Genomic DNA, 12084 nt, shown 5'->3' with positions numbered 1-12084 from the left:
AAAAAATTGTAGATTTGTCGTGAAACACTAATATTATCTTAAAAAATACGAAAGCATGAGACTTGCAATTCAATTACTTCTTTGGGTGGTGATCATTGGTCTGGCCTACCTTACTTTTGATGCGGTTTACCAACCAATTCAGTTCAACAAGGTTAAACAAAAACGCTACGCCAAAGTAATTGAAAACCTAAAGGATATCCGGGAGGCAGAACTTGCCTACAAGGAGGTTACTGGAGAATTTCAGGGAGATTTTGATAAATTGGTGCAATTTCTTGACACCGCCGAATTCGCAATTACCCAAAGAAGGGACACCACCGTCTTAGACGAAGAATACAAAAAGACTTATGGAGTAGATCAATATCTCGAGAAAGTATTGATTGATACCCTGGGCTTCGTTTCTGTAAAAGACTCTTTATTTAAAGGAGACCGCGAGCGCTATACCGAAATGATCAATGTGCCTGTGGAAGGTGTGGATGCGGAATTTGAACTTGAAGCAGGGACCATGAAAAAAGGTGACAGAGACATTCCCGTCTTTGAGGCCAAGGTTGCTAAAAGTGTAATTCTTGCCGACCAGGATAAAGATCTTGTACTTCAGGAAAATGAAATTCAATCGGTAGACGATGTAAACGGCCGTTACATAAGGGTGGGCTCTATGGAAGAGATCAAAACCACTGGAAACTGGCCAAAAATATATGGTGACGAATAATCAAACTCAAACAAAATTAAAACTGTCCATTCAGGTTAGCCTGGATGGACTTTCTTTTTGTATACTGGATACAAATCAGGAGGAATATATTTTCTTTAAAAAACTAAGTTTTGAACGACAACTGGATCCGGTAAAGATTCTTCAAAAGATAGACCGGGAGTACAAAAATGAAAAAGAGCTTCAGCAAAACATAGGCGAAATAAGTTTGATCTTTGATAATTCCCTATATACCCTGGTTCCTTCAAAATTATTTCTTGAAGACCAGGCATCAAATTATCTTAAATTCAATACCAGGATACTTAAAACAGATTTTATAGCTCACGATGAAATAAACCCCGCCGGGGCTGTATGTGTTTATATTCCCTATGCCAATATCATAAATTATTTCTTCGACAAATACGGGGAATTTGAATACAAACACAGCATTTCTGTTTTACTGGATTATTTACTGAAAAAGGAAAAAAGCAATTCCCCAGCCGTATATCTTTATAATAAATCGGGTAGCTATGATCTTGTAGTAATTGAAGATGGCAAACTTGTCTTTTGTAACAGCTTCCAGTATGAAACCCCGGAAGACTTCCTGTATTATCTTCTTTTTACGGCAGAACAGCTTAACCTGGATCCCGAAAAATTTAATCTTCGGCTTTTCGGAAATATTTCTGAAGAATCTGATCTGTATCAACTTGCTTACACCTATATAAAAAATATCAGTTTTTCAGAGTTCAACACAAAAAACACTTTCAGAAAACCTGAAGAAAAGCAGCGGGCTGAAGGTGAATTTGTTCTTTTAAATTCATTCTAATGCGAATCATTTCAGGAAAAAACAAGGGGAAAAGATTAATCGCTCCCAAAAAATTACCCGTGCGGCCCACAACAGATATGGCCAAGGAGGCTTTATTCAATATTCTGAATAATCGCTTTAATATGAATGGGCTACAGATCCTGGACCTGTTTTCCGGGACAGGAAATATTGCCTATGAGTTTGCCTCCCGTGGCGCTTCGGCCATCACCGCTGTAGACGAGAATTTTGATTGTGTAAAGTTCATAAAAAAGACTTCTACCGAACTCGATATGAATATTCAGGTGGTAAAAAGTGATGTTTATAAATATCTCGAAAAAGCTCCGATAAAGGCAGATATTATTTTTGCCGACCCTCCCTACGATTTTGAACCGGAAGCTTTTAAGAAAATCGCTTCTCTTATTTTCGAAAAAGGGCTACTCCAGGAAGGCGGATTTCTCATATTAGAACACTCAAAGCATACAGATCTCTCGGATTTGGAACATTTTAAAGAATCCAGAAAATACGGAAGTTCGGTCTTTAGCTTCTTTGAGTAAATACCTATTCGTATAAAAAACTATAGAACTTAAGGACACCAGCCCAGAGTTTTATGGCTGTTGGGTAATAAAAAGGAAGATGTAATCTTTGAAAAGGCCATCGCCTGGTCAAAAAATTAAAAAAATAAAGCAGACCTGTAAGCCGGATTCTGTTAAACCTGGAAAAACCAGGATTCCCTTATCATTTATCTGAAGTTTTTGTTACCAAAAACCTTGAGCTGCCTACCCTCCGGCAACAGACGGGCCGTCTGCAAGCACCGGTTTACATGGCATTGCACCGCATAGAGTTTACCTGATTTCACTACAGCATTACCTGTACATCCTTTCTGCTGCACTTGTCCTAATCCCGATAGTTATCGAGACCGGTGGGCGTTACCCACTATGCTGCCCTATGGTGTCCGGACTTTCCTCCATCCCTAACGGGACAGCGATAAGGCGGTCTGCTTTAAGCTGCAAAGATACTTTAAATTCCTTGCTTTTATAATTCCATAGGTTATTTCATTTTTTATGCCAGAATATTAAAAATATAGGCTATTGTTTTTAGGACTTAAGCCGGCTATTTTTATATTTGTTGTTCAAATAATTTCGATGGAACATTTTATAGTATCGGCAAGAAAATACAGGCCACAAAGCTTTAGAGATGTGGTGGGCCAGCAAGCTATTACCAATACTTTAAAAAACGCCATTGAAAACAACCATCTTGCGCAGGCCTTACTTTTTACAGGGCCACGTGGTGTGGGTAAAACCACTTGTGCCCGCATCCTTTCCAAGATGATTAATCAGGATGGCACCCAAAATCCCGATGAAGACTTCGCATTCAATATTTTCGAGCTGGATGCCGCTTCCAATAACTCTGTAGACGATATTAGGAACCTTATTGACCAGGTTCGTATTCCTCCACAGGTTGGGAAATACAAGGTGTATATTATAGATGAGGTGCATATGCTCTCCCAATCGGCCTTCAATGCTTTTTTGAAGACCCTGGAAGAGCCACCTAAACACGCCATCTTTATTCTTGCCACCACCGAAAAGCATAAAATAATACCAACCATACTTTCCCGCTGCCAGATCTTTGATTTTAAACGCATCACCGTAACCGATGCTAAAAATTATCTGGCTTATATCGCGGAACAAGAAGGGGTAATTGCCGAAGAAGATGCACTGCATATTATCGCACAAAAAGCCGATGGTGCCATGCGGGATGCACTTTCTATCTATGATCGCGTAGTAAGTTTTAGCGGAAAAGATCTTACCCGAAAGGCCGTAACCGAGAACCTAAACGTTTTGGATTACGACACCTACATGCAGGTGACCGATCTTATCCTGAAAAATGATATTCCGGGTCTTTTAGTTACCTATAACGAGATCTTGTCCAGTGGCTTTGACGGGCATCATTTTATTATGGGCCTGGCCTCCCACTTCCGAAATCTATTGGTTTGCAAAGATCAGAAAACAATACAACTCCTGGAAGTTGGAGAACAAACCAAAACCCGTTATTTCGAACAGGCTAATAAAACCAGTCACCCCTTCCTTATCCAGGCTATTGATCTTGCAAATGATTGCGATTTAAAATTCAAGAATAGTCAAAATCAGCGTTTGCTGGTGGAACTTTGCCTTATGCAGCTCGCCTCTATCACCTTTGATGGAGAAAAAAAAAAGTTTGAACAGCCAATAATTCCGGCGACTTATTATGAAGAAGCTCCGGTGAAGCTTTCTTCGGAAGAAAAAGAGCTGGTAAGAGAAAATGAACACCAGGAGGAAGCTCCCGCTCCACCGCAGGAGGCTCAGTTACCCTCCAATCTGGCAGACACCGATGGAATCGACGGACATTGCGTGAGCGATAACAATAAAAAGTATTATTCTGAGAAGATTCCTTTAGCAGGCGTTTATGAGGAGAAAGAGGAATTAAGTAATTCTTCGGAAGCTTCCCCCAGGGCAAATAACAATCTGGAGGCCAATACGCGGGAAGAACCTTCTGCCAAACCAAAACCAGGCCAGGATAAGGATGGGTTAAAAAAAACAAAGGTTTCCGGACTTTCTCTCAAAAGTATTCGTAAGAAGAAAGAACTGGAAGCCAAACACCAGGAGAATGCTCCTAAAGAACCCGAAAAACTAACCAAGGAATTCAATGAGACCCAGCTTCACGCGGCCTGGGATGAATACGTTCATCGTTTAAAGCAACGTGGAGAAAAGATTATCGCCTCAATTCTGGAGACCGATTTGCCCAGTCTGGAAGGGAAGAAAATTGTATTGGAAATGCCCAATGAAGGGATGAAAATCGATTTGGAAAAAGAGCGAAATAAGTTGATGGGATTTTTGAAAAAGAAACTTCAGAACACCCAAATAGATTTGGTTGTTAAGGTTAACGAAACCAAAGCAAAAAAGTTCGCATTCACTCCAATCGAAAAATATAACAAGCTAAAGGAAAAAAACCCGCTGCTTGATAAATTGAGAAGCACCTTTGATTTAGACGTATAGTTATGTTAGGATTAAAACTACCCACAGACCCTCGATGGGCCAATATCGCCGAAAAAAATATAGAAGAGATCCTTGTAGACCACGCCTATTGCGAACAGAAAGCGGCTTCTACAGCGATTTCTCTTATCGTAACTTTTCCCGAACACCCGGAATTGGTGAATGAAATGACCGCGTTGGCCCGTGAAGAAATGGGACATTTTAAAATGGTTCACGATAAACTTCAGCAACGCGGCCTCAAACTTGGCTGGGAACGCAAAGATGAATACGTAATTAAATTGCGTGGTTTTTTCCCAAAAGGAGGTAGCCGAAGCACTCAACTGGTACACCGGCTACTCATCGCGGGACTTATTGAAGCTCGTAGTTGTGAGCGTTTCAGGTTACTTTCAGAAAAATTAGAGGATAAAGAACTCGCTGAATTTTACCGGAATTTAATGGTAAGTGAAGCCAATCATTATACGATGTTTCTCAAATTCGCACGGCAATACGGAGAAGATAGAAAAGAAGTAGATAGAAAGTGGCAGGAATTACTGGATTATGAAGCTCAGATAATGAAAGACCTGGGCAAAGACGAGACTATACACGGCTAATTACGCTTATTTTCCCTGTATAAAGATTTTATAATTCCATCGGCCAAACCTATTTTTGGCACATATATTTGGTTTGCACGGGCCCACTTCATAGCACTTAAATATATCCTGGCTGCAGGAATAATAACATCGGCCCTGTCATTTTTTAAGTCTAATTCGGTGATACGTTCTTCGTAAGTATAGGAATTAAGCAATTCATTATATTTCTTTAAATAAGAAAGACTTAAGGGTTTACCTTCTTTTTTTCCGCTGGTCTTAAAGATATTGTTTATGTTTCCCCCAGAACCAATTAGGTCTATATCATCAAAACCGGAAGTAACTTCCTTCACCCAGTTTTCCATTTCATTCCAGGTTTGATGTTCTACCAGATCTTTGAGCAATCGAACCGTACCTACCTTAAAGGACTTTGAGGCGATGCTTTTTCCGTTACTATATAAAGTATATTCTGTACTCCCCCCACCCACGTCTACATAGAGGTAATTTTGGTTGTTTTGAATAAGGTTATGAAGATCGGTTGCTGCAATTATGGCCGCTTCGTGATTTCCATCAATGATCTCTATATCCAGGCCAGATCTTTCTTTAATCTTTTCTACCACTTCATCCCCATTTTCGGCTTCTCTCATTGCCGAAGTTGCAAAGGCTTTATACTTCTCCACGCCGTGAGATTTCATCAATAGCTTAAATGCCTGCATAGTATCTTCCATCCTGCTGATATTGGAGTCAGAAATCTTTCGGCTAACAAATACATCTCCCCCAAGACGTATAGGTACCCTCACCAGAGAAGTTTTCCTAAAATTGGTCTCTTTTCCTTCTTTTTCAGTGATTGTAGAAACCAATAACCTCACAGCGTTAGAGCCAATATCAATGGCGGCATAATTTTTTTGAATTATCATGATTCTGGGTTTTGTGTTTTTTTTAAATAATAATCGTATAAAGCAAATTGAGATCTCAGGCGCTGTTTATCGCTTTTGCGATAGGCGTTATCCTGATTTTCGGAATGTACCCGGGCCTTTACATTATCCTGCCAGCTAATATCAAAAGTCTCCATAATTTCTTTTTTGATATCCTCATTATAAACCGGACAGGAAATCTCAACCCGGTTATCAAGGTTTCGCGTCATAAGATCGGCGGAAGAAAGGTAAACTCTTGGGGCTCCATCATTTTCAAAAATAAAAACCCGTGGATGTTCCAGGAATTTATCTACAATGCTAATCGCTTCAATATTCTCACTCATACCTTTAACTCCAGGGATAAGACAACAGATCCCCCTCACTATTAATTTAATCTTTACTCCTGCCTGGCTGGCTTCATAGAGCTTGTTTATCATAGGGTAATCTGAAAGACTGTTTAGCTTCAATTTTATCTCTGCCTTTTTTCCGTTTTGAGCATTTTCAATTTCTGTATGAATTAATTTTACAAGTGCAGTTCGGGTATAATGTGGCGATATAATTAGATGTCTATATTTACTTACCTTATAGTTGATTTCGAAGAAATCAAAAACCTTGTTGACTTCCTTAAGAATTTCGGGGTGAGCAGTAAATAAAGTGTAATCGGTATAAAGCCTGGATGTAGATTCGTTGAAATTCCCGGTACTTATAAATCCGTATCTTTTCAGCTTCCCTTCTTCTTCCCGTTCTATTACGCAGGTTTTACAATGTACTTTAAGCCCTGGAACACCAAAAATCAAATTCACACCTTCCTGCTGCATTTGCTCGGCATAACGAATGTTTGCCGCTTCATCAAATCTCGCCCTTAATTCAATTTGAACCGTAACCTTTTTCCCATTTTTTACTGCGTTTATAAGAGAACTGGCAATATGTGAGATCTTGGCCAACCGGTAAATAGTGATCTTAATGGTTTTAACCTTTGGATCCAGCGCCGCCTCTCTAAGAAATTTTACCGTATATGCAAAGCTTTGGTAGGGTGTATAAAGCAGAAAATCTTTTTTAGCAATTCCACTTAAGAGACTTGTTTGCAGAAAAAGCCCTGAAATAGGTAAAGGTTCGATTGTTTCATATAAAAGGTCATTTCTTCCAAGGCTGGGGAAATTCATATAATCCCGCCGGTTGTGATACCTGCCACCGGGAATTATACTATCTGAAGAGTCAATACCCATCTTATTAAGAAGATAGGTGAGCGTATCTTCAGCAATATTCATATCATACACAAAGCGAACGGGTTCTCCTTTGATGCGATCTTTAACGCTATTTGAAATCTTTTCTATAAAACTTTTACTTAGATCGCTGTCAATATCCAGCTCAGCATCGCGGGTAATCTTGATCATATGAGCCGAAATACTTTCATATTCAAAAATATTGAATATAGTATTCAAATTAAACCTTATGAGGTCATCTAGGAGAATGATATACTGTTTACCATTTTCTTCCGGAAGCACAACGAATCGTTCTATACTCCTGGGGATTTCAAGAAGTACATATTTTTTCTCCTTAACCGGTTGATCCAGTAACTGTGATATTTTCTGGTTGGGTTTCTCTTCCTTCATCACCATTTTAACGGCAAGGTAGGCGGCACTATCTTTTAGACTCGGAATTTCAGGAAGGTCATTTAAAATAATAGTAACCAGGGCCGGACTTACTTTGGAAAGAAAAAAATCTCTGAGAAATTTTTGCTGAGACTGAGAAACCTGTTTCTCGTTGATAATATAAATATTATGAGCTTTCAACTGATGCTGAATATCGGCAAGAATCTCCAGGCTTTCGGCCTGTTGCTTAATAACAATTTGTGTGATTTTCTCCAGAAGCTTACTAGCCTTAATACCACCTAAAACACTTTTTCCCGCTTTCCCCGCAAGATCAATTCTCTTTACAGTGGCATATCTAACCTTAAAGAATTCATCCAGATTATTAGAAAATATCCCGAGGAAGCGCAAGCGCTCAATTAAGGGAACTGTTTCATCTTCAGCCTCCTGGAGGACTCTGGCATTAAACTGAAGCCAACTTAATTCCCGGTTAATATATTTATATTGTGGCATAAATTAGCGTAGTTCCTTTGGAATTAAAGTTATTAAGGTTTTACCTTTTTTAATGTCTTTCCAGGAATCAACTTCAAAATCTATAACGCATAAGCCGGTAGTAGGCAAATTGTCCAGACCTTTATCGCCTAGTCGGTTTACAAGACCAGTCATTGCAGGGTTGTGACCAAAGACTACTAAATTCTCAATACTGTCCTCACAGGATTTAATAATCCTGAGCAAATCTTCTTCATCAAAGGTATATAGGGATTCCTTTATTTTGAAATATTCATCAGGCACCTCAAGTTGTTCCTTAAACATCTTTGCGGTTTCCAATGCTCTTACTGCCGGACTGCTCCAAAACATCGCCTGGGGAGTATAGAATTCTTTATAAGTTTTACTCACCATATCCCCATCACGATATGCGCGCTTTTTTAAAGGTCTCTTATCATCTGGTAGATCATGTTTCCAGGATGATTTTCCATGTCGAACTAAACTTAGTCTTTTCATAATTATGGTGCTACACGTTTAATTTTCCAATCTCCATTTCCCGTTTTCTCATACTGGACCCGATCATGTAGGCGATTTCTTCGTCCCTGCCAAAATTCAAAATGAAGTGGTTCCACCAGGTACCCCCCCCAATGTCCGGGCCTGGGGATTTCACCAGCCTCAAATTTTTCTTCCAGTTTTTTTATTTCATCAATTAGATATTGATGAGAGGGGATTTCCTGGCTCTGCTGAGAAGCCCATGCACCTAACTGGCTGCCTCGGGGACGAACCTTAAAATATTCATCAGAATCTTCAGCAGAAGTTTTGGTCGCGGTACCCCGAATAATCACCTGCCGCTCTAATGCCGGCCAAAAAAAGCTAAGACATAATTTTGGATTTGCGGCCAGGTCTTTTCCCTTATCAGAATTGTAATTCGTATAAAACGTAAAACCTTCCGGACTAAAGGATTTTAGAAGAACTACACGGGATGTGGGGAACATATCTTCCCCTACTGTGGCCAGGCTCATCGCATTGGGTTCGGCTATTTCTGGGTGATCTTCTGCATCTTTAAACCAGGCCGAAAACAAGGCCAAAGGTTGAGATGGTAAATTGTCATGAGCCAGTTCATTCTTTTCATAAGACTGGCGATAATGCTTAAGGTCCTTTTGCATAATTAAAGCTTTGCTGCAATTTACAAGTTTTAGCAAGAAGCCGGTAAAATAATATCGCTGATCTTATGTTAATCTGATAAATATCATCCACCTATTTTGACAAAACCCAACTTCTGAAATTTACATTATCCATAAAATGCGCATTATTTCGACAAAAAACACTAATTACAAGAATCTATTGCATTTTATCTAATAAATAATCGTTACATCTAAAAATATTGATTTTTATTCAATGAAAGGGAACTAACACATATTTTTGTGCAAAATTATAAAAAACACGAACCAACAAAAATATTCTTAAAACCCCTACGAAAATGAACTTTCTTACAATTGTAACCTCAATTCAAAGAACTTTTCTTACAAACTTTATACTTCTTGTAATCCTATTAAGTTTAGGTAGCTGTTCTGTGCCCGCCCTTACCAATGCAGATAATTATGGTCGGTCTCATGAGGTATTTGCTGTAGATTTTAATCCTGATGATCTTAGCCAGTTAAGTATTGCAAAAATGGACGAAGGCAACTGGGTAGAGGTTGGGAGTTTTAAAAACAGTCCAAGTGCCAGGTATAATGTAGAAATAAAAGGAGATTACCTTATCGTAACCACTAATAAGAATCCGATGGATGTGCCAACCTACCAGACCTGGATGGACTATGCACGGGAGCATTTAGGTTATGATCAAAATGATAGTTATGATATTTTTGAAACTGTAGAAGAAGGTTGGATCTACGAGATAAACCTCAAAAAACATCCGCTGGTAAATGCCGAAGACCACAGGTTATTGATGTATGAACGAAAATAACTAGTGCAGAGGAACCTATTTATAAGCCATCTCTTAGATGGCTTTTTTTGTTTTATCATAATACAATATTTATCCTAAATTTAGGGGTTTAATTCCTGCTTTTTATAACCCGAATTAATTCTTTCCTGTTTATGGGGATTTTACGGGTTTTTAGTTATTGTATTTTTCAAAATCAATAAAATTCGCATTAAATCTCTCAAAAAAAATACCTGTTTTCCTGTATATTTTGGATTCAAAATAAGTTGTTTACCGACTAAATTCTGTCTTACATCTAAAAAAATCGAATTTCCTTTTTTTAAGGAGATTTTACCATAATTTTACCAAAGAATTGATAAACAAAAAGATTAACCCCAATTAATCAATAGGTAAAATCCCCTAATTTTATCGTTTATCTTTTCTGAATAAATCCCCAAAGATTTAAATATTGTTTTCCCCAAAGAAAACCTGAATGATTATCCCCTACAAATCATTTTAGACCTACAACCTACTAAAATTGAGTTTGTTCTGTAAAAGGAACATTACAACTGATTGATTAAACTTAATTCTAAACATGTCTAATATGATTTGGAAAACTACTCTTGCATTCTGGGTTTCATTTTTTTGGGTTGGCATTGCCCTGGCGCAATTCACCCCAGAGCAACCCGATCTTAGGGATTGTACCGGTTGGAATTGTACCTCCAATAACTTTACCCTCGACCAGGTTTATATAACCCTGGAAGATGGTGACGGGAATCCGCTAACGAACCAGGCCTGTACAATTGGTGATCAGGAAGGAGTATATGTTATGCTTAACTATACTTCCAATGCCAATAATACAGTTAACAATACCCGGATATTCGCCGATTTAAGTGTTGATGGAAATTTAATTCCATTGAACATCTATATTGGTGAAATTAGTGGTGGTGCCTCTGGTCAACAGCAAATTTACGGACCTTTTACCTGGACTTGTGGACAGGAACTCATCCTTGAAGATATTCTGGCCGTCTGGATAACAGGAGGTAGCTCTACAGAACTAACAGAATATGATTGCGGTGATTATAATAAAGCACAATGTGAATTCGCTGCCGATACTATTATCGGAGCCCCCCTTGCGGTAGAATTTGATTACACCGCCTGTACTTATAACGGGGTGACCACAGTAAACTATAACTCCACTACAACCGGAGGGATCCCACCCTATACATACCAATGGGATTTTGAGAATGATGGAATAATAGATTCTACTGAAGAAAGCCCTTCCCACGATTTTACTACTACCGGAAACACTACAAAACTTATAATTACCGATAGCCAGAACCTGGTTAGTCAATATGAGCTTCTTATTGAAAACCCGGAAGAAATAATAGCAAATGCATCGATTACACCAATAAGTTGTGATGAAAATAATGCAGGTAGTGGAGCTGCCATAAGCCTTACTGTTTCAGGAGGCACAGGCAGTTATAACTATTCCTGGACCGGTCCTGCAGGGTATACTTCAGATCAACAAAACATTGAAAACCTTGCCGGGGGGACTTATAATGTTGAAATAACCGACAGTGTTGGATGTATAAAGAATTATGAATTCGAAATTAATGATCCAATTCAACCTGTCGCTCAAATCACAGGAAACCAGGAACTATCCTGTGAGGTGACTTCCATAACTTTAGATGCTTCCTCTTCTACTGTTCAAGGGAGTCCTTCTTATGAATGGAGTACAGGAGAAACTACTGCAACTATTGAGGTAACTGATGCCGGACCTTATTCGGTGATCGTTACCGACAGCGATAATGGATGTTTCGATAAATTAGAAGTAACTGTAATTTACACACCTGATACTGAAAATCCAATTATCACATTCTGCCCTTCTGATCTTACAGTAAGCGCAGATGAAGCCCTATGTTCTGCTTCGGAAGTTGACCTGGGAATGCCAGTAGCAACTGACAATTGTGATGCCGAATTAAGTATAAGCAACGATGCTCCTGAAGTTTTCGAACTGGGAGACACCATCGTAACCTGGAAGGTAACCGATGCTACGGGTAATGAAACGACCTGTTTGCAAACCATTACC

11 protein-coding genes and 1 other RNA gene are annotated in these 12084 nt (G+C 38.9%); 7 read left to right on the top strand and 5 right to left on the bottom strand.

Features of this window, described 5'->3' with window-relative positions; all coding sequences use genetic code 11:
- Window positions 1–55 precede the first annotated feature (55 nt).
- From BUW93_RS09880 to BUW93_RS09870, 3 genes are read left to right on the top strand one after another with little or no spacing between them, the layout of a single operon-like run.
- A complete protein-coding gene (locus tag BUW93_RS09880; protein ID WP_081211543.1) occupies window positions 56–706 on the top strand; it encodes a hypothetical protein in 651 nt (216 codons plus the stop codon).
- Window positions 693–1508, top strand: coding sequence for a DUF3822 family protein (locus tag BUW93_RS09875; protein ID WP_081211542.1), 816 nt, complete (start codon window positions 693–695; stop codon window positions 1506–1508). Before BUW93_RS09880 ends, BUW93_RS09875 begins: the two co-directional genes overlap by 14 nt.
- Window positions 1508–2041 carry an RsmD family RNA methyltransferase gene (locus BUW93_RS09870; protein WP_081211541.1) on the top strand — a complete coding sequence of 178 codons (534 nt, stop codon included), beginning with the start codon at window positions 1508–1510 and terminating at the stop codon, window positions 2039–2041. The genes BUW93_RS09875 and BUW93_RS09870 overlap by 1 nt, the downstream gene beginning before the upstream one ends.
- Before the next feature lie 122 nt (window positions 2042–2163).
- Here BUW93_RS09870 and rnpB read toward each other — a convergent pair.
- An RNA gene (gene rnpB, locus BUW93_RS09865) (RNase P RNA component class A) lies at window positions 2164–2488 on the bottom strand.
- Window positions 2489–2629: 141 nt separating this feature from the next.
- Here rnpB and BUW93_RS09860 point away from each other — a divergent pair.
- Together BUW93_RS09860 and miaE are read left to right on the top strand one after the other, a co-directional pair.
- Window positions 2630–4519: a DNA polymerase III subunit gamma/tau gene (locus BUW93_RS09860; protein WP_081211540.1), complete on the top strand. Its 1890-nt coding sequence runs from the start codon at window positions 2630–2632 to the stop codon at window positions 4517–4519.
- A gap of 2 nt (window positions 4520–4521) precedes the next feature.
- A complete protein-coding gene (gene miaE, locus BUW93_RS09855; protein ID WP_081211539.1) occupies window positions 4522–5106 on the top strand; it encodes a tRNA-(ms[2]io[6]A)-hydroxylase in 585 nt (194 codons plus the stop codon).
- Here miaE and BUW93_RS09850 read toward each other — a convergent pair.
- Genes BUW93_RS09850 through pdxH form a run of 4 tightly spaced genes read right to left on the bottom strand, consistent with a single transcriptional unit; the run spans window position 5103 to window position 9237 of the window.
- The gene (locus tag BUW93_RS09850) at window positions 5103–5999 is read right to left on the bottom strand and encodes a Ppx/GppA phosphatase family protein (protein WP_081211538.1); all 897 of its coding nucleotides are present in this window, start codon (window positions 5997–5999) and stop codon (window positions 5103–5105) included. The genes miaE and BUW93_RS09850 overlap by 4 nt on opposite strands.
- Entirely contained in the window at window positions 5996–8098 is a 2103-nt protein-coding gene (gene ppk1, locus BUW93_RS09845) for a polyphosphate kinase 1 (RefSeq protein WP_081211537.1), read from the bottom strand. Before ppk1 ends, BUW93_RS09850 begins: the two co-directional genes overlap by 4 nt.
- A 3-nt stretch (window positions 8099–8101) precedes the next feature.
- Window positions 8102–8587, bottom strand: a complete 486-nt coding sequence (locus BUW93_RS09840; protein ID WP_081211536.1) for a SixA phosphatase family protein — start codon at window positions 8585–8587, stop codon at window positions 8102–8104.
- 2 nt (window positions 8588–8589) lie between these two features.
- Window positions 8590–9237, bottom strand: coding sequence for a pyridoxamine 5'-phosphate oxidase (gene pdxH, locus BUW93_RS09835; protein ID WP_081211535.1), 648 nt, complete (start codon window positions 9235–9237; stop codon window positions 8590–8592).
- Between the two features lie 314 nt (window positions 9238–9551).
- Here pdxH and BUW93_RS09830 point away from each other — a divergent pair, with 314 nt between their 5' ends.
- Complete coding sequence (locus BUW93_RS09830; protein ID WP_081211534.1) at window positions 9552–10037, top strand: hypothetical protein; 486 nt, start codon at window positions 9552–9554, stop codon at window positions 10035–10037.
- A gap of 559 nt (window positions 10038–10596) precedes the next feature.
- On the top strand, window positions 10597–12084 hold a 1488-nt coding region (locus BUW93_RS09825; RefSeq protein WP_198537006.1), incomplete at its 3' end, for an HYR domain-containing protein.

The organism is Salegentibacter sediminis (genome assembly GCF_002078605.1).
Lineage (GTDB): Bacteria > Bacteroidota > Bacteroidia > Flavobacteriales > Flavobacteriaceae > Salegentibacter > Salegentibacter sediminis.
Note: the sequence above shows the minus strand (reverse complement) of the source record. Positions and strands in the feature narration are given on the sequence as shown.

What these genes read in the sequence shown, in the direction of transcription:
- BUW93_RS09880 (WP_081211543.1), top strand. Translation starts at nt 56, where the DNA reads ATGAGACTTGCAATTCAATTACTTCTTTGGGTGGTGATCATTGGTCTG.
- BUW93_RS09875 (WP_081211542.1), top strand. Translation starts at nt 693, where the DNA reads ATGGTGACGAATAATCAAACTCAAACAAAATTAAAACTGTCCATTCAG.
- BUW93_RS09870 (WP_081211541.1), top strand. Translation starts at nt 1,508, where the DNA reads ATGCGAATCATTTCAGGAAAAAACAAGGGGAAAAGATTAATCGCTCCC.
- BUW93_RS09860 (WP_081211540.1), top strand. Translation starts at nt 2,630, where the DNA reads ATGGAACATTTTATAGTATCGGCAAGAAAATACAGGCCACAAAGCTTT.
- miaE (WP_081211539.1), top strand. Translation starts at nt 4,522, where the DNA reads ATGTTAGGATTAAAACTACCCACAGACCCTCGATGGGCCAATATCGCC.
- BUW93_RS09850 (WP_081211538.1), bottom strand. Translation starts at nt 5,999, where the DNA reads ATGATAATTCAAAAAAATTATGCCGCCATTGATATTGGCTCTAACGCT.
- ppk1 (WP_081211537.1), bottom strand. Translation starts at nt 8,098, where the DNA reads ATGCCACAATATAAATATATTAACCGGGAATTAAGTTGGCTTCAGTTT.
- BUW93_RS09840 (WP_081211536.1), bottom strand. Translation starts at nt 8,587, where the DNA reads ATGAAAAGACTAAGTTTAGTTCGACATGGAAAATCATCCTGGAAACAT.
- pdxH (WP_081211535.1), bottom strand. Translation starts at nt 9,237, where the DNA reads ATGCAAAAGGACCTTAAGCATTATCGCCAGTCTTATGAAAAGAATGAA.
- BUW93_RS09830 (WP_081211534.1), top strand. Translation starts at nt 9,552, where the DNA reads ATGAACTTTCTTACAATTGTAACCTCAATTCAAAGAACTTTTCTTACA.